Annotated in this window: 12 protein-coding genes; 4 read left to right on the top strand and 8 right to left on the bottom strand. The window is 64.5% G+C overall.

Annotated features, from left to right (window positions below; all coding sequences use genetic code 11):
- Positions 1-31: 31 nt before the first annotated feature.
- From IC761_RS24360 to IC761_RS24340, 5 genes are all read right to left on the bottom strand, one after another.
- Positions 32-796, bottom strand: coding sequence for an anti-sigma factor family protein (locus IC761_RS24360; RefSeq protein WP_195799191.1), 765 nt, complete (start codon positions 794-796; stop codon positions 32-34).
- Positions 793-1,341: a sigma-70 family RNA polymerase sigma factor gene (locus tag IC761_RS24355; RefSeq protein WP_195799189.1), complete on the bottom strand. Its 549-nt coding sequence runs from the start codon at positions 1,339-1,341 to the stop codon at positions 793-795. Before IC761_RS24355 ends, IC761_RS24360 begins: the two co-directional genes overlap by 4 nt.
- A gap of 127 nt (positions 1,342-1,468) precedes the next feature.
- The gene (locus IC761_RS24350; protein WP_195799187.1) at positions 1,469-1,810 is read right to left on the bottom strand and encodes a cupredoxin domain-containing protein; all 342 of its coding nucleotides are present in this window, start codon (positions 1,808-1,810) and stop codon (positions 1,469-1,471) included.
- 14 nt (positions 1,811-1,824) lie between these two features.
- Positions 1,825-2,769, bottom strand: coding sequence for a metallophosphoesterase family protein (locus tag IC761_RS24345; protein WP_195799185.1), 945 nt, complete (start codon positions 2,767-2,769; stop codon positions 1,825-1,827).
- A 381-nt stretch (positions 2,770-3,150) separates the two neighbouring features.
- Positions 3,151-4,770, bottom strand: a complete 1,620-nt coding sequence (locus tag IC761_RS24340) for a GMC family oxidoreductase (protein WP_195799184.1) — start codon at positions 4,768-4,770, stop codon at positions 3,151-3,153.
- A 202-nt stretch (positions 4,771-4,972) separates the two neighbouring features.
- On the opposite strand from IC761_RS24340, the gene IC761_RS24335 reads away from it, so the two are divergent.
- Positions 4,973-6,145, top strand: a complete 1,173-nt coding sequence (locus IC761_RS24335; RefSeq protein ID WP_195799182.1) for a M20 aminoacylase family protein — start codon at positions 4,973-4,975, stop codon at positions 6,143-6,145.
- 74 nt (positions 6,146-6,219) lie between these two features.
- Here IC761_RS24335 and IC761_RS24330 read toward each other — a convergent pair whose 3' ends face one another.
- The 3 genes from IC761_RS24330 to IC761_RS24320 all read right to left on the bottom strand — a co-directional run bounded on the left by IC761_RS24330 (position 6,220) and on the right by IC761_RS24320 (position 10,647).
- The gene (locus IC761_RS24330; RefSeq protein ID WP_195799180.1) at positions 6,220-7,842 is read right to left on the bottom strand and encodes an inorganic phosphate transporter; all 1,623 of its coding nucleotides are present in this window, start codon (positions 7,840-7,842) and stop codon (positions 6,220-6,222) included.
- A 127-nt stretch (positions 7,843-7,969) separates the two neighbouring features.
- The gene (locus IC761_RS24325) at positions 7,970-9,412 is read right to left on the bottom strand and encodes a UdgX family uracil-DNA binding protein (RefSeq protein ID WP_195799179.1); all 1,443 of its coding nucleotides are present in this window, start codon (positions 9,410-9,412) and stop codon (positions 7,970-7,972) included.
- Positions 9,412-10,647, bottom strand: coding sequence for a putative DNA modification/repair radical SAM protein (locus IC761_RS24320; RefSeq protein ID WP_195799177.1), 1,236 nt, complete (start codon positions 10,645-10,647; stop codon positions 9,412-9,414). Before IC761_RS24320 ends, IC761_RS24325 begins: the two co-directional genes overlap by 1 nt.
- Positions 10,648-10,810: 163 nt before the next feature.
- Between IC761_RS24320 and IC761_RS24315 the strand changes: the two genes are divergently transcribed.
- From IC761_RS24315 to IC761_RS24305, 3 genes are read left to right on the top strand one after another with little or no spacing between them, the layout of a single operon-like run.
- Positions 10,811-11,596, top strand: coding sequence for an ImuA family protein (locus IC761_RS24315; RefSeq protein ID WP_195799175.1), 786 nt, complete (start codon positions 10,811-10,813; stop codon positions 11,594-11,596).
- Positions 11,493-13,085 (top strand): Y-family DNA polymerase, encoded by a 1,593-nt coding sequence (locus IC761_RS24310; RefSeq protein WP_195799174.1) that lies wholly within the window; start codon positions 11,493-11,495, stop codon positions 13,083-13,085. Before IC761_RS24315 ends, IC761_RS24310 begins: the two co-directional genes overlap by 104 nt.
- Positions 13,082-16,543, top strand: a complete 3,462-nt coding sequence (locus tag IC761_RS24305) for an error-prone DNA polymerase (RefSeq protein WP_195799172.1) — start codon at positions 13,082-13,084, stop codon at positions 16,541-16,543. The genes IC761_RS24310 and IC761_RS24305 overlap by 4 nt, the downstream gene beginning before the upstream one ends.
- Positions 16,544-16,670: the final 127 nt, after the last annotated feature.

Genomic DNA, 16,670 nt, shown 5'->3' with positions numbered 1-16,670 from the left:
CGATCTATCTCAGCAATGACGGCGGAGACAATTACCCCTCCACATTCGCCTTCATCGCTGCTTCGAACTTGTCGACGAACTCGGCGAGCTCGTCGCCGCCGATGTCGCTGACGGCCCAGAAATTCAGGCCGCGCTCGCCCCAGCGGCGGCAGTTGAAGCCCTGCATGGTCTGGGTCTTCGGCGGCCGACGCTCGGTGCTCGCGGTCTGCGATACGAACAGGTTGATGACGTGCTGCCGGCGCTTGTAAACGACGGCGCCGATCGCGCGTGCATCGATATAGTCGAGCCGGCCGCCGACCAGCGTAAAGCCTTGCGCGGTGAGATCGATCACGGGTGGCGCAACGTCGAGCTTGCCGTTGAACCACGGCTTGACCGTGTGCTGGTCGGTCGAGACTACGTCGATGAGGTGGCCGGCCTGGAGCGAGCGCAGGTGGGCGGAGACCACCTCCGATAGGATGCGCTGCTGGTCGTCCTGGCGCAGCACGACAGCGACGACGCCCGAGGCGGCGAGCGCCGAGACGGCAGAGCCCATCGCAAAACCGCGCAGCACGGAGCGCCGGCTTGGCTGCGGTCTTGCTTGCGGCAGCGATGCCTCGATGCGGGCGCGCAGGCTCGCCGGTGCCGTATAGCCCAGCTTGGTATCGGCCAGCACACGCTTCATCTCCCGCTGCGCCGCGAGCTCGGCTGCGCAGGACGGGCAGCTTGCGATATGGGCTTCGACCTCGCGCGCGTGGCCGGCATCGAGCTCGTTGTCGAGCAGCGCGTGAAGCAGGATCTTTGCTTCGTCGCAGGTCATCTCAAATGCTCCTCTTCCGCCATCCAGGCCGCGCGCAGCATGGCGCGGGCGCGTGCGAGGCGGGACATCACGGTGCCGACGGGGGCGCCGACGGCTTCTGCAATTTCACGATAGGACAGGTTGTTGATCTCCCGCAGCACGAAAGTTTCCTTGAACGGCTCGGCCAGCGCGTCAATCAGCTTGCGGATCGCGCCGGCATCCCGGCCGCGCAGCACTTCGGTTTCCGGGCTCGCCTCGCTCTCCTGCCACATCGGCGTCTGGTCGGCGGCGCCGGGCGTGTCCTCGATCGCGGCATGCGAATGCGCGCGCCTTGCATATTCGGCGTTGCAGACGTTGCGCAGGATCGCGAACAGCCACGGCTTCATTGCCGGGCCACGATAGCTGTCAAAATGCTTCAGCGCGCGCAGATAGCACTCCTGCACCGCGTCCTCGGCGTCGGAGGCGTCGCGCAGCAAATAGCGCGCGAGCGTGTAGACGTCGTCGAGATAGGGCAAGGCCGCCTCGCGGAAGCGCTGCGCCTTCTGCAAATCGTCGCTGACGGGCATCGCCTCTCGCTTTGCCTCTTGCTGCGTTTGGTAAGTCGTTTCGTTTTTTGGCCTGACCGAAGGCGCGCGAGCCCGGCCGGCGTGGGACCACCGGCCGGGCAGGACAGAGATGCCTTGGTTTGAGATGTTACTCAACCTTGATCATCCCGGTCATGTGCGGGTGCAGTGAACAAAAATACTTGTAGTCACCCGCATCGGTGAAGGTGAACGAGAACTTGTCGTCGGTATCCAGGGTCTTGGACCTGAACTTGCCGGCCGACACCACCGTGTGGGGGATGTCGTCGCGGTTGGTCCAGGTCACGGTGGTACCGACCTTGATCTTCAGCTCGGGCGGCTGGAAGACGAAATTGTCGATATGCACCTCCATGCTGGTGTCGTCGGCACGGGCGGTTGTGACGGGCAGCAGAACGGCCGCGGCCAGGGAGAGACCGAGATCGACGGCGAAGTCGCGGCGATTGAGTGTCTTCATTGGTCAGCTTCCGTTCAACCCTGCAGCGGCGTGTCGATGATCGCGAGCCGCTGCTCGTTCTGCTTGAAGTCGATGCTGGCCACCCCCAGCATGGAGCGGAGCTTGGCGTCCTCGACCTTCATCGGTCCCGGCGAGGAGGCGGTCCCCGGCGCCGGCTGCGGAAAGGCGGTGGAGCGTGCGGTGTGGAAGGTGACGTTGCCTTCGACCTTCTGCATCACCTGGTGGATGTGGCCGTTCAGCACGGTGACCGAGCCAAAACCCTTGACGTACTCAAGCGCGCGGCCGCCATCCTCGGTGCCCCAGCCCCATTCCGGATAGACGGTCCAGAGCGGGATATGCGCGAACAATACGACAGGCGTGGATTTGGACTTGCCGCGGAGATCGTCCTCGAGCCAGGCGAGCTGTTCCGCGCCGAGATTGCCGAGACCGCCGGCCTTGAGGTCGACGACGTTGACGAGGCCGATGAAATGCACGCCGCCGGCGTCGAAGGAGTACCAGCCCTGGCCCTTGGTGCCGCGGCCGTAGCGCTCGCGATAGAACTTCACCTCCTCGTCGAGGAAGTCATGCTCGCCGGGCACGTAGTGCACGTCGAGCTTGGATTGCGAGATGATGCGGTCGGCATTGTCGAACTCGGCGGCCTTGGACAGATGGGTGATGTCGCCGGTGTGGATCATGAACGACGGCTTGACCGGCATTGCGTTGATCTTGTTGACGGCTTCCTCCAGCGTGCCCAGCGCATTGGGATTGGCCGGCTTGTCGAAGCCGACATGGCTGTCGCTGATCTGGAGGAAGGTCATGCCGGGCGCGGCCGCAGTCGCGGCTTCAGCGGAATCGATGATGCCGAGCGAGCGGGGCACGCCGCCCGTGATGGTCCAGAGCACGCCCGTTCCGGCCCATGTCATGCACTCCAGCACTTTGCGGCGGCTGACGCCGTCTTCCCCGTGGTCGTGTCCGCTCATCGCGCGTCTCCTTTGGCCCGGAATTGGGCTTCGGGGAGGTGATTGGGGGAGGGGCGGGTTTATTCGCGGGGGGCGATGACGTTTTCGTGAGCGAAAAGGCGTCGGCCGGCTGCTGCGCCGCGCCTGCTGGCGGTGCGTCGCAAAGCCGGGACCCCACGCTGCATCCGGGGCGAGGAAGAGGAACAGCCGTCTAGGCCGAATATTCCCGGGCCGCGTGCAATATAGCGGCGGGTGCCTCCTGAGCCGCGCAATGGCCGACGCCGTCGAGGCCAAGGGCGCGGGCGTGTGGGATCAGTGCCATGGCGCGGACTGCAACATGGCGATTTGTGCGTCGGCGGGGCCGATGGAAAAGCGGTGCGGATTGATCATGCTGGCAAGACGCTACTTCGCATCCTCCAAAATCATCGCTGCGCCCTTCTCTGCGATCATCGCCGTCGGCGTGTTGGTGTTGCCTGACGTGATGGTCGGCATGATCGAGGCGTCGACGATGCGCAAGCCGCCGAGGCCGTAGAAGCGCAGGCGCTCGTCGACCACGGCCATCGGATCGTTCGCCGTTCCCATCTTCGCGGTGCCGACCGGATGGAAGATGGTCGTGCCGATATCGCCGGCAGCTTTTGCCAGCGAGGCGTCGTCATCACCAACGGAGGGACCGGGCAGATATTCGGTCGGGCGATACTTTGCCAGCGCCTTCTGCTGCATCAGCCGGCGCGTGGTGCGGATGGCGTCGGCACCGACCTGGCGGTCGTCGTCGGTCGACAGATAATTCGGCGCGATGATCGGCTTTTCATCGGGCGTTGCTGCGCGCAGCCGAACAGTGCCGCGCGAAGTCGGCTGGAGATTACAGGCGCTGACCGTGATCGCGGGAAAGCGGTGCAGGGGATCGCCGAACTTGTCGAGCGACAGCGGCTGCACGTGGAACTGGATGTTGGCGCGCGCACGCGTCGCGTCGGATCGCGTGAAAATGCCGAGCTGCGACGGCGCCATGGTCAGCGGCCCACGACGGCGAAAGGCGTAGTCGAGCCCCATCAGGCCGCGGCGGAACAGATTGTAATAGGTCTCGTTCAGCGTGCGCACGCCCTCGACCTTGTAGATCGCGCGCTGCTGGAGGTGGTCCTGGAGATTGTGGCCGATGCCGGGCTTGTCCATCACGATGTCGATGCCGAGCGGCGACAGCCAGTCGGCGGGCCCGATGCCCGAGCGATGCAGCACCTGCACCGAGCCGATCGCACCGGCCGAGAGGATCACCTCGCGCTTTGCGCGCGCCTCGATGATCTCGCCATTCTGGATGAAGCGTACGCCAGTGGCGCGGCCCTGCTCGATGATCAGGCGATCGACCAGGACGTGCTTCTCGAGCCGCAGATTTTGCCGGTTCAGCGCCGGCTTGAGGAAGCCGCGTGCCGACGACCAGCGCCGGCCGCGCTTCTGGTTGACGTGGAAATAGCTTGTGCCTTCGTTGTCGCCGGTGTTGAAATCAGGGATGCGTTTGATGCCCATTTCTTCTGCGGCATCGCCAACGGCATCGAGAACCTCCCAGGACAGCCGCGGCGCCTCGATGCGCCAGCCGCCGCCGGTGCCGTGATGCTCGCTTGCGCCCAGGAAGTGATCTTCCAGCCGCTTGAACAGCGGCAGCACATCGTCATAGCCCCAGCCGGTCATGCCGAGCTGACGCCAGTGATCGTAGTCGGCTGCCTGTCCGCGCATCGAGATCATGGCGTTGATCGCGGAGCAGCCCCCGATCACCTTGCCGCGGGGATAGGCGAGCGCGCGGCCGTTCAGACCCGGCTCGGCCTCGGTCTTGAACATCCAGTCCGAGCGCGGATTGCCGATCGCGAAGAGATAGCCGACCGGGATGTGGAACCAGATCCAGTTGTCATCGCCGCCGGCCTCGAGGATCAGCACGCGATGGCCGGAATCCGCGGAGAGGCGGTTGGCGATGATGCAGCCCGCCGTGCCGGCGCCCACGACAACGTAGTCAAACTCACCTTCGAGCCGCCTTGGCATTCTGCTTCCACCCAAACAGGCGTCATGCCCGGGCTTGTCCCGGGCATCCACGCGCTTTCCGTCCTAATAGTCGGACGTGGATGGCCGGGACAAGCCCGGCCATGTCGGGTGGACAGGGCTAGGCCCCGGCATGGGGCTGTTGGGTGGACTGCCACTTGCATGGTAGACAGTCCTGTATTTCCAACAAAGCTTGAGACCCTCCATGCCCATCGTGAACCGCGTCGCCGATCTTCAACCCGATATCCAGGCTTGGCGGCGGGACATCCATCAGCACCCCGAGCTGCTATACGATGTCCACCGCACCGCAGCATTCGTCGCGGACCGTCTGCGCGAGTTCGGCTGCGACGAGGTGGTGACCGGCATTGGCCAGACCGGCGTGGTCGGTCTGATCAAGGGCAACAAGCCGGCGGGCGAGGGACTCAAGGTGATCGGCCTGCGCGCCGACATGGACGCGCTGCCGGTCGAGGAGCAGACCAACCTGCCTTACGCTTCCAGGAACCCGGGCAAGATGCACGCCTGCGGCCATGACGGCCATACCGCGATGCTGCTCGGCGCTGCACGCTACCTCGCCGAGACCCGCAATTTCGCCGGCGACGCGATCGTGATCTTCCAGCCGGCCGAAGAGGGCGGCGCCGGCGGCGCGGCCATGGTCAAGGACGGCATGATGGAGCGCTTCGGCATCGAGCAGGTCTACGGCATGCACAACGGTCCCGGCATTCCGATCGGCTCGTTCGCGATCCGGCCGGGTCCGATCATGGCGGCGACCGACGAGGTCGACATCAAGATCGAAGGCCTCGGCGGCCACGCCGCGCGCCCGCACAAATGTATCGACTCCGTCCTGGTTGGTGCGCAGGTGATCACCGCGTTGCAGTCGATCGTCTCGCGCAGCGTCGATCCGCTGGAATCCGCCGTGATCTCGATCTGCGAGTTCCACGCCGGCAATGCCCGCAACGTGATCCCGCAGACCGCGGAGCTGCGCGGCACCATCCGCACGCTCTCGGCCGACGTGCGCAAGCTCGTCGAGAAACGCGTACACGAGGTGGTGGCGGGCGTGGCGCAGATCACCGGTGCGAAGATCGACCTGCACTACAAGCGCAATTATCCCGTGGTGAACAATCATGCGGCGGAGACCGAGGTGGCGACGCGCATCGCCAAGCAGGTTGCCGGCGACACCAACGTCCACGAGATGCCGCCGCTGATGGGCGGCGAGGATTTCGCCTACATGCTGGAAGCGCGCCCCGGCGCCTTCATCTTCTGCGGCAACGGCGACAGCGCCGGCCTGCATCACCCCGCCTACAATTTCAACGACGAGGCGATCGTCTTCGGCACGTCCTACTGGGTCAAGCTGGTCGAGGAACAGCTCGCGGCGTCGTAAGCCTCAAGTCGGTTCGAATGGAAAAGGGCCCGCGTGATGAGCGCGGGCCCTTTGTCGTTGAGTAACGTGATCGCTCAGAAGACGTGCGAGAAGAAGTAGTAGAGCGCGCCGGAGATGATCATGGCGACCGGCAGTGTCAGCACCCAGGCCATGGCGATGTTGCGGATCGTTGCCATTTGCAGGCCCGAGCCGTTGGCGGCCATCGTTCCCGCGATGCCTGACGACAAGACGTGTGTGGTCGACACCGGCAGGCCGTAGCCGTCGGCGGCGGCGATGGTGGCGGCCGCCGTGATCTCGGCGCAGGCGCCCTGCGCATAGGTCAGATGGGTCTTGCCGATCTTCTCGCCGACGGTGACGACGATGCGCTTCCAGCCGACCATGGTGCCGAGGCCGAGCGCGATGGCGACCGCGATCTTCACCCAACCCGGGATGAACTTCGTGGCGCTGTCGAGCGAGCCCTTGTAGGCGTTGAGCGTGGCGACGTCGTCGGCATTGAGCTCGGCTTCCTTGTCCTTCATCAGGAAGCGGAGCGCTTCCGAGGTGAGGTACATGTCATTGCGGGTGTTGGCGACGAGTTCCGCCGGCACCTTGGCGAAGGACCCGTAGTTGGTGACCTGGGTCGAGATATCGCGAATGAGCACGGCGAGTGACGGGAAGGTGCCCCCGTTGACTTCGCGTGTGGCGACGTAGCTGGTCACTGCGGGGCGCGGATCGCCGATTACGTTGTAGCCGGCGGCCTTGGCTTCGACGACCTTGCTGGCGGCTTGCGAGTTCTTGGTGAACGCTTCGATCTGGCTCGCCGGCAGCGCGCGGTTGAGCGCATAGGCGGTCGGCACTGTGCCGATCAGGATCAGCATGATCAGGCCCATGCCCTTCTGGCCGTCATTGGAGCCGTGGAAGAAGCTCACCAGCGTGCAGGTCAGGATCAGGATGCCGCGGATCCACCACGGCGGCGGCTGATCGCCCTTCGGCTCGCCGAACAGGGCGGGCGTGGCGCGCAGCAGCACGCTGCGCAGGATCAAGAGCAGGACCGCAGCGAGCGCGAAGCCGAACAGCGGCGACAGCAGGAGCGCCTTGCCGATGTTGGTTGCTTGCGACCAGTCGACGCCCGACGTGCCGCTGCGGCCGCGCAAGAGCGCGTTGGTGATGCCGACGCCCATGATCGAGCCGATCAACGTGTGCGAGCTCGAGGCCGGCAGGCCGAAATACCAGGTGCCGACGTTCCAGATGATCGCTGCGATCAAGAGCGCGAACACCATCGCGAAGCCGGCGCCGGAGCCAACCTGAAGGATCAATTCCACCGGCAGCAGCGACACGATGCCGAAGGCGACCGCGCCCGAGGAGAGCAGAACGCCGAACAGGTTGAACATGCCGGACCAAACCACGGCGATGTGGGCAGGTAGCGAGCGGGTGTAGATCACGGTCGCGACTGCGTTCGCGGTATCGTGGAAGCCGTTCACGAACTCGAAGCCGAGCGCGATCAACAGCGCCACGAAGAGCAAGAGGAAGGGTGCAATGGACTTGACCTGCGTGCCGGTCGCGTCGACGTCGGCATAGATGCTGTAGGCGACGAAAAGCAGCGCCGCGGCGACGACGCCCATGTAAATAACGCCGGTTAGCGGATGAAATCCGCCGTCGAGGTCGGGGCCCTTACGCAAGGCCGGCTCGATCGAGCCTGGCAAAGCAACGTCACTCATTGGAAATTCTCCTGTCCCAAGTCCTCCGATTTTGCGCGCGGCATGTGACAGCCAGTTGAAATGGTTGAAAAACTGTTGATATGGCGGAACTTTTCCACCGCCTCTCGCAATGCTGCGCGAACGCGCGTCAAGCCGCGCGCGGGGTTTTCTTCTGCAAAGCGGCGGCGATCTTTAGATCTTCGACAAAGCGCTGATATTCCAGTGCCTTGGCTTCCGGGCCCGGCAACCGGAGCAGATAGGACGGATGCACCGTCACCAGCGCCTTGCGACCGTCGGGAAGGTCGATCAGCCGGCCGCGGGTCTTGCCAACCGGGGTGATCTTGCCGAACACGCTTTGCGCGGCGGTGGCGCCCATCGCCACGATGAGATCGGGCTGGATCGCCGAGACTTCGCGCTCATACCATTGCCGGCAGGCTTTGATCTCCGGCGTTGCCGGCTTCTGATGCAAGCGGATTTTTCCACGCGGCAGAAATTTGAAGTGCTTGACCGCATTGGTGACATAGACCGTCTTGCGGTCGACGCCCGCTTCCTCCAACGCCCGGTCGAGCATCTGGCCGGCCGGGCCGACGAAGGGATGGCCGACGAGGTCTTCCTTGTCGCCGGGCTGCTCGCCGACCAGCATGATGGTGGCGTCTTTCGGACCTTCGCCGAACACGGTCTGGGTCGCGTCCTTGTAGAGCGGGCAGGCGCGGCAATGGGCGGCTTCCTCGCGGAGCGCGTCGAGATCGTCGGCTGCGGGCTTGCGTGTCATCGGAGCCTCCGGTCGTTTTTGAGGCTTGTGCGGATCGGCGGCGGCTTTGGCGATCATGGCGCCGGTCATGCGCTCGGCGTCCTCGATCAGGGGCTTAATGATCGATGCCTCGGGCAGGTTCCTCCAGTATTTCTTCGGCATCTCGGTCTGCATCGCTTTCACCTTCAACCGCGCCGGATTGAAGATGCTGGCGTAGTAGCGCCGCCAGGTTTCCTCAAGCCGGTCTTCGCCGGGCGCCTCGCTCTTGCTGACGCCCGGCGTGAACGAGAGCGCGTGGCCATCCCAATGCGCACAGAGGTCGGGCGTCAGGATCGACCAGGGCATGTCGGCAAAGCGCTTGGCGAAGAACGGCGCGGCGAGCTCGACGATGTGATGCTCCGGCTCGAACCAGGCGACGTAATGTGCCGCACGCTCCCTGCCGATCTCGCGGAAGCGCACGAAGGCGTGCATCTTGTGCTCGTCGCGATGAACGGCTCTTGCCATCGCCGTGACCTGCGCGACGTCGGGATCGGTCGCGACCTCGATGAGATCGTGATTGTCCTTTAGCCGAAACAGCAGGCGATAGAGGATCGCAAAGCGCTCGGGATCGCAATGCAGGATTGCAGCCTGGGCGAGGTCGACGAATTTTGCCGAGACGTTGAAAGTGCCGTCATTCACCTCAAGGATCGGAGACGGTGCTGGCGGCGCGAACAATTCCGCTTCGCCGCCCTGCACGGTCCAGGTGACATCGGTGGGCGTCACGTGGTGAAGCACGAGGCTACGCGCGGCTTTGCGCCAGCCGTCGAAATCGGTTTCGGTATCGAGGGTGATGTACTGCATCAGAAGCCAAATCCCAATTGCGTTGCCTTCGGCTTGAACCGCTCGATCAGCCCGGCTGCATCGAGACGATGCGGCGCGGGCCGGTGATCGCTCAGCACGATGAACGGCAGCGCCTTGTGTCGGGGCACATGCAGCCGCGCCAGATCGGCGAGGCGGATCGTGGTGGCGCGTCGCGTCGCGATGATGCGCTCGACCGCCTTGGTGCCGAAGCCGGGCACGCGCAACAGCTCCTCGCGGCTGGCGCGGTTGACATCGAGCGGAAAGCGGTCGCGGTGGCGGAGCGCCCAGGCGAGTTTTGGATCGATGTCGAGCGGCAGCATCGCGCTGTCGTCGACGATCTCGCCGACGTCGAAGCCGTAGAACCGCATCAGCCAGTCGGCCTGGTAGAGCCGGTGCTCGCGCAGCAGCGGCGGCGCGCGCAGCGGCAAGGCGCGACTGGCATCGGGAATCGGGCTGAAGGCGGAGTAATAGACGCGCCGCAGCCGGTAGGAGCCGTAGAGATTGGCGCTGGTGCGGAGAATGGTGTGGTCGTTCGCACCGTCGGCGCCGACGATCATCTGCGTGCTCTGGCCGGCCGGCGCAAAGCGCTGCGGTTTTGCTTTCGTCTTCGCGCTGCGGCTGTCCTCGGCTTCGTCGAGCTTCAGCCGCAGCCGCCCCATGGTGCGACGGATCGCGCGCACGTCCTTCTCCGGCGCGAATTGCTGGAGGCTCGTCTCCTCGGGCATTTCGATATTGATGGAGAGGCGGTCGGCATATTTGCCGGCCTCCGCGATCAGCGCGTCGTCGGCTTCGGGAATGGTCTTCAGATGGATGTAGCCGCGGAAGTGATGCTCCTCGCGCAGCTTTCGTGCGACGCTGACCACTTGCTCCATCGTGTAGTCAGGGCTGCGGATGATGCCGGAGGAGAGAAACAGTCCCTCGATGTAGTTGCGCCGGTAGAAGTCGAGCGTGAGCTTGACCACCTCGTCGATGGTGAAGCGGGCGCGCGGCACGTTGGAGGAGGCGCGGTTGACACAATAGAGGCAGTCGTAATTGCAGGCGTTGGTCAGCAGCACCTTGAGCAGGGAGATGCAGCGGCCGTCCGGCGCGTAGGAATGGCAGATCCCCATGCCCGGTGCGGTCGAGCCCATGCCCTTGCCGTCGCTGGAATCCCGCTGCTCGGTGCCGCTGGAGGCGCAGGACGCATCGTATTTGGCGGCGTCCGCCAGAATCTCCAGCTTGCGTTGTACGTCCATCCCAAAATCCCTTTGATTCAGCTTACGAATCCGACTGAACGCCAATTCGATTGACTCAAGCCGGCCTGTTAGCTTTATATTAGAACATATCATGAACAAATGAGCCAGCCGCAGGTTCTTATTTTTGCGAGCCTCGGCAATCACCCCTGAAGGAGCGGCGAGCATGAGCGCACGCATGAGCGCGCTTGCGACCTTGCGCAGCCAGATCGAACGGATCGAGACGGCGGAGGTCGTGCACCATCGCGATCGCGTCGCGCTCGGCTACGGCGAGGTGGACTGCGCGCTGCAAGGCGGGCTCGCGCGCGCGGCGATCCACGAGGTGTTTTGCGCTGGGTCTCAAGGCGCGGCCGCGACGGGATTCGTCACCGGGCTTGCGGGCCGCGTGACGGCGCGCCGGCCGCTGCTGTGGGTGCGGCAGGATTTTTCCGAACTTGAAACCGGCGCGTTGTCGATGAGCGGGCTCGCCGAGCTCGGCCTCGATCCGCGCCGCGTGGTGATGGTGCGTGCGGCTGACGTGGAGAGCGCGCTGCGCACCTCGGCCGATGCGCTCGCCTGCGATGCGCTCGGCGCGGTCGTGCTCGAGCTCTGGGGTGAGACGCGACAGTTCGATCTCGTGGCGAGCCGCAAGCTGACGCTGGCCGCGCAATCTTCCGGCGTCACCGGCCTGCTGCTGCGGATGGCCGCGCAGCCGCTGCCCTCGACCGCGGAGACGCGATGGATGCTGCGCGCGGCGCATTCGCCGCCAGGCCCGGCGTGGAGCGCCTGGGGCGCGCCGCGCTTCGATGTCGAGCTGTTGCGCAATCGTCATGGCCCGTGCGGCCGGTGGATCATGGAATGGAAATGTGATGAGTGCCAGTTCAGTGAACCGTCGGCGTATCCTCAGCCTGTGGCTGCCGCGCCTGCCCATCGACCGGATCCAGCGGTTCTTCAACGGCGCCGGGCTAGTTAAGAGCAATGAGCCGAACATTGTCGTCATCAAGGACAACAATGCGCTGGTCATTTATGCGCTCGACGATGTCGCCGAGCGCCTCGGTCTGCATATCGGTCAGCCCCTGGCCAATGCGCGGGCGATGTGTCCGGACTTGAAAGTGTTCGACGCCGATGTCGTGGCGGATGCAAAGACGCTTGGCGACATTGCCGACTGGTGCGACCGCTTCACGCCGCTGGTGGCGCTCGATCCGCCGCACGGGCTGTTCCTGGACATCACTGGCTGCGCCCATCTGTTCGGTGGCGAGGCGGCGCTGTTGCGGACGCTGGTCCGCGCGCTCGCCCGCCAGGGCTTTGCCGTCAGCGCGGCGATCGCCGGCACCTCGGTCTGCGCGCGCACGCTGACGCGGCAGGCCTCCGGCACCATCGTCGCCGATGGCGGGGAGGCGGATGCGATCCGCACGCTTCCGGTGTCCGCGCTCGGCGCGGACGAGGCGATCACCACCGGCCTGCGCCGCGCAGGCCTGAAAACCATCGGCGATGTCGCCTCGCGCGAGCCGCATGAGATCACGGCGCGGTTCGGGGCGCGGTTTTCAACCCTGCTTGCGCATGCGCTCGGGCAGGGCGATGCGCCGATCAGCCCGCGCAAGCCGCTGCCCGATTACATCGTGGAAAAACGCTTCGCCGAGCCGATCGCGACCGACACCATGATCGCGATGACGCTGTCGCGGCTCGCCGACACGCTTGTTACGTCCATGGAGAAGCAGGGCAAGGGCGCGCGGAGGCTGGAGGCCGCCTTCTTCCGCACCGACGGCGTGGTGCGCGCGATCATGGTCGAGACCGGGCGGCCGGTGACGCGAAGCGCGGTGATCGACCGCCTGTTCCGCGAGCGGCTCGACGCGCTCGCCGATCCCCTCGATCCCGGCTTCGGCTTCGACATGGTGCGGCTGTCGGCGAGCCGCACCGAGATCGTGGTACAGGAGCAGCGCGATCTCGACGCGCATGTCCACGACAATGACGAGCTCACCGCACTGATCGATCGCATCGCCGCCCGCATCGGCGGTAAGCGCGTCGTCGTGCACCTGCCGCAGGACACCCATATCCCCGAGCACGCGGTGCTGGCTGCATCGGCGCAGCATCATCTCGCGGCCGCTGCGCAGGCCACATGGCCTGTGCGCGTCGAGAGCGAGCCACCGCTGCGTCCGCTGCGGCTGTTCGACAGGCCGGAGCCGGTCACAGTGCCGTTCGCGACCGTGCCGGACGGCCCGCCGCATCAATTCACCTGGCGGCGCGCGCTGCATGCGGTGGTGCGGGTGGAGGGACCCGAGCGCATCGCCATGGAATGGTGGCGGCAGGACGGCAAGCAGCTGACGCGGGATTATTTCCGGATCGAGGATGCCGAGGGCCTGCGCTTCTGGATCTTTCGCGACGGGCTCTATGAAGGGGAATGCGTCGACGACGACGGCAAGCCGGTTCCTCCCAAATGGTATGTGCATGGGCTCTTCGCATGACCTCGCCCGCTTATGCCGAGATCGGCATCACCACCAATTTCTCCTTCCTGCGCGGCGGCTCGGACCCGCGCGCCTATGTGCATCAGGCGAGCATCTTGGGAGTTGCCGCGATCGGCATCGCCGATCACAACACGCTGGCCGGCGTGGTGCGGGCCTACAAGGAGCTCGACAATGACAAGGTGCTGCACAAGCCAAAGCTCCTGATCGGCACGCGCATCGTCTTCGTCGACGGCACGCCCGACATTTTTATCTATCCGCGCGACCGCGCCGCCTATGGCCGGCTGTGCCAGCTTCTCACCAGGGGCAAGCGCGGCAACGACATCACGCGGATCGAGAAGGGCGAGTGTCACCTGACCTTCGCCGATCTCCTGGAATTTTCGCAAGGCCAGCTCCTGGTCCTGACGCTGCCGCATCGTTTCGAGCCGACGCAGGCGCTGGATGTTCTTTCAAAGCTCAAGGCGAGCCGCGCCGAGGGCGTGTGGCTCGCGGCAAGCCTGATCTATCGCGGCGACGATCGGCGTCGCCTGGCGCAGCTCGATGATCTCGCAGCAAAAGCAAAGGTGCCGCTGCTCGCGACCAACGAGGTGCTGTATCACGATCCCGGCCGCCGTCCGCTTCAGGACGTGCTGACCTGCATCCGGGAAAAGACAACGATCGAAGCGATCGGGCGGAAGCTGGAAGCCAATGCCGAGCGTTTTCTTAAAACTCCACGCGAAATGGCACGGTTGTTTCGCGATTTTCCCGCGGCCATCGCGGAGACCACGCGCTTTGCGGACAAGATCGAGTTTTCGCTCGATCAGCTCAAATATCAATATCCGGACGAGCCGGTGCCGCCGGGCAAGACGGCACAGGGGCATCTGGAGGACCTGACCTGGGCCGGCGTCGACAAATATTTCGGCGGCATCGCCAAAATCGACGAGAAGCTTCTTGCCACTCTCAAGAAAGAGCTCGCGCTGATCGCCGAGCTGAAATACGCGCACTATTTCCTCACCGTGCACGACATCGTCCACTACGCGCGCAGCCAGAACATTCTGTGCCAGGGCCGCGGCTCGGCGGCGAATTCGGCCGTCTGCTACGTGCTCGGCATCACCTCGGTCGATCCGACCAAGGTCGATCTGCTGTTCGAGCGCTTCATCTCCAAGGAGCGGCTGGAGCCGCCCGACATCGACGTCGATTTCGAGCATTCGCGGCGTGAAGAGGTGATGCAATATGTCTATCGCCGCTACGGCCGCCACCGCGCCGCGATCATCGCCACCATCATCCATTATCGCCCGCGCAGCGCCATCCGCGACGTCGGCAAGGCGCTCGGCCTGACCGAGGACGTCACCGCCGCGCTCGCCGACACCGTCTGGGGCAGCTGGGGCAAGGGCCTCAACGACATGCAGGTCCGGCAGGCCGGGCTAGATCCGCAAAATCCCATGATCAATCTCGCGGTCGAGCTTGCGACCGAGCTGATCGAGTTCCCGCGCCACCTTTCGCAACATGTCGGCGGCTATGTGCTGACGCAGGACCGGCTCGACACCTATGTGCCGATCGGCAATGCCGCGATGGAGGATCGCACCTTCATCGAATGGGACAAGGACGACGTCGACGCGCTCAACATGATGAAGGTCGACGTGCTCGCGCTGGGCATGCTGACCTGCATTCGCAAATGTTTTGATCTGATCGACCGGCACAAGGGCGAGCGGTGGGTTCTGGCGAGCGTCCCGCAGGACGATCCCAAGGTCTACAACATGCTGTGTGATGGAGAATCGCTCGGCGTCTTCCAGGTCGAGAGCCGCGCGCAAATGAACATGCTGCCTCGGCTGAAGCCGCGGACCTTCTATGATCTCGTCATCGAGGTCGCGATCGTGCGTCCGGGACCGATCCAGGGCGACATGGTGCATCCGTATTTGCGGCGGCGGAACGGGGTCGAGGAGGAAAAATATCCGGCGCCGTCACCCGAGCATGGGGAGCCGGACGAACTCTACAAGGTGCTGCACAAAACGTTGGGTGTGCCTCTGTTCCAGGAGCAGGCGATGCGCATCGCGATCGAGGCTGCAAAATTCACCTCAGAGGAGGCCAACGGCCTGCGCCGCTCGATGGCGACGTTCCGCAATGTCGGCACCATCGGCAAGTTCGAAGACAAGATGATCGGCAACATGATCGCGCGCGGCTATGCGCCGGAATTCGCCAGGAATTGTTTTGAGCAGATCAAGGGCTTTGGCAGTTACGGCTTTCCCGAGAGCCATGCGGCGAGCTTCGCGCAACTTGTCTACATTTCCTCCTGGCTGAAGCATTATCACCCCGACGCATTCTGCTGCGGCTTGCTGAATTCCCAGCCGATGGGTTTTTACGCGCCGGCCCAGATCGTCGGCGACGCCCGCAAGAACGGCGTCGAGGTGCGCGAGATCGACGTGTCCTACAGTTTTGCGCAGAACACGCTGGAGAACACCGACGACAGATATTGCGCCGTGCGTCTTGGCTTCCGTCAGATCGATGGCTTTCACTGGCTTGATGAGGATGAAGAGCGCTTAAAGCGCTCTCAGCTGTCATTCCGGGGCGCGCGTCGCGCGAACCCGGAATCCATCGGTCCGCATACGCCTGGAGGAGGAAAGGATTCCGGGCTCGCGCCAAGTGGCGCGCCCCGGAATGACGGAGCATCCGACTGGGCCGACCGCATCGTCGCCGCCCGCAACCGACGCCCCTTCACCTCGCTCGAGGATTTTGCCCGCGATACCGGCTTGCCCAAGCGCGCGCTGATCCTGCTCGCGGACGCCGACGCGTTCCGCTCGCTCGGGCTCGATCGCCGCGAGGCGCTGTGGCAGGTGCGGCGGCTGCCGGACGATGTGGTACTGCCGCTGTTCGAAGCTGCGACCGCGCGCGAGCAGCCGGACGAGCAGGCCAAGCCGTTGCCCCTGATGCCGCGCCCCGAACAGGTCGTCGCCGACTACCAGACCATTCGGCTGTCGCTCAAAGGCCATCCGATGGAGTTCTTGCGCGAGATGTTTTCGCGCGAGCGGATCGTGCCTTGCAAGGAGATCAGCCACGAGAACGAGCGGCGCCGTGTCCGTTGTGCCGGCGTGGTGCTGGTGCGGCAGCGGCCGGGCAGCGCCAGCGGCGTGGTGTTCATGACGCTGGAGGACGAAACCGGCATCGCCAATGTCGTGGTGTGGCCCAAGATCATGGAGCAGTACCGCAAAGAGGTGATGGGCGCCCGCCTCATCCTGGTCGAGGGCTATATCCAGAGCAGTCCGGAGAAGGTGACGCATCTCATCGCCCAGAGGATGATCGACCGCTCGCACGATCTGGTCGGTCTTGCCAATGATACCCTGAGCCGCAAGCACCCGGTGCCGACAGGCGCCACTGTGGACGAGCCGCTCAACGACGACCGCCGCGACCACGCTGATATGCCGGCGCAAAAAATCCGCCACCCCCGCAATGTCCGCATCCTGCCGCCGTCGCGGGATTTCCATTGAGGAGTCGTGAACAACTGCAAGGATCGGTTGATCCCGTCCAACGATCAATACGATTTGAATTAAGTCTCTAAGCAACCCGAAAGCGAGACACGCCTATATCCTTCGTCGTGCCCGATTTCGACATGAC

This window comes from Bradyrhizobium commune, assembly GCF_015624505.1.
In the GTDB taxonomy this organism is placed as follows: domain Bacteria; phylum Pseudomonadota; class Alphaproteobacteria; order Rhizobiales; family Xanthobacteraceae; genus Bradyrhizobium; species Bradyrhizobium commune.
This window is presented reverse-complemented; position numbering and strand designations above follow the sequence as displayed.

Excerpts from the sequence above, each read along its gene's own strand:
- IC761_RS24325 (WP_195799179.1), bottom strand. The coding sequence starts at position 9,412 with ATGCAGTACATCACCCTCGATACCGAAACCGATTTCGACGGCTGGCGC.
- IC761_RS24335 (WP_195799182.1), top strand. The coding sequence starts at position 4,973 with ATGCCCATCGTGAACCGCGTCGCCGATCTTCAACCCGATATCCAGGCT.
- IC761_RS24355 (WP_195799189.1), bottom strand. The coding sequence starts at position 1,341 with ATGCCCGTCAGCGACGATTTGCAGAAGGCGCAGCGCTTCCGCGAGGCG.
- IC761_RS24320 (WP_195799177.1), bottom strand. The coding sequence starts at position 10,647 with ATGGACGTACAACGCAAGCTGGAGATTCTGGCGGACGCCGCCAAATAC.
- IC761_RS24360 (WP_195799191.1), bottom strand. The coding sequence starts at position 796 with ATGACCTGCGACGAAGCAAAGATCCTGCTTCACGCGCTGCTCGACAAC.
- IC761_RS24315 (WP_195799175.1), top strand. The coding sequence starts at position 10,811 with ATGAGCGCACGCATGAGCGCGCTTGCGACCTTGCGCAGCCAGATCGAA.
- IC761_RS24350 (WP_195799187.1), bottom strand. The coding sequence starts at position 1,810 with ATGAAGACACTCAATCGCCGCGACTTCGCCGTCGATCTCGGTCTCTCC.
- IC761_RS24345 (WP_195799185.1), bottom strand. The coding sequence starts at position 2,769 with ATGAGCGGACACGACCACGGGGAAGACGGCGTCAGCCGCCGCAAAGTG.
- IC761_RS24340 (WP_195799184.1), bottom strand. The coding sequence starts at position 4,770 with ATGCCAAGGCGGCTCGAAGGTGAGTTTGACTACGTTGTCGTGGGCGCC.
- IC761_RS24310 (WP_195799174.1), top strand. The coding sequence starts at position 11,493 with ATGAGTGCCAGTTCAGTGAACCGTCGGCGTATCCTCAGCCTGTGGCTG.
- IC761_RS24305 (WP_195799172.1), top strand. The coding sequence starts at position 13,082 with ATGACCTCGCCCGCTTATGCCGAGATCGGCATCACCACCAATTTCTCC.
- IC761_RS24330 (WP_195799180.1), bottom strand. The coding sequence starts at position 7,842 with ATGAGTGACGTTGCTTTGCCAGGCTCGATCGAGCCGGCCTTGCGTAAG.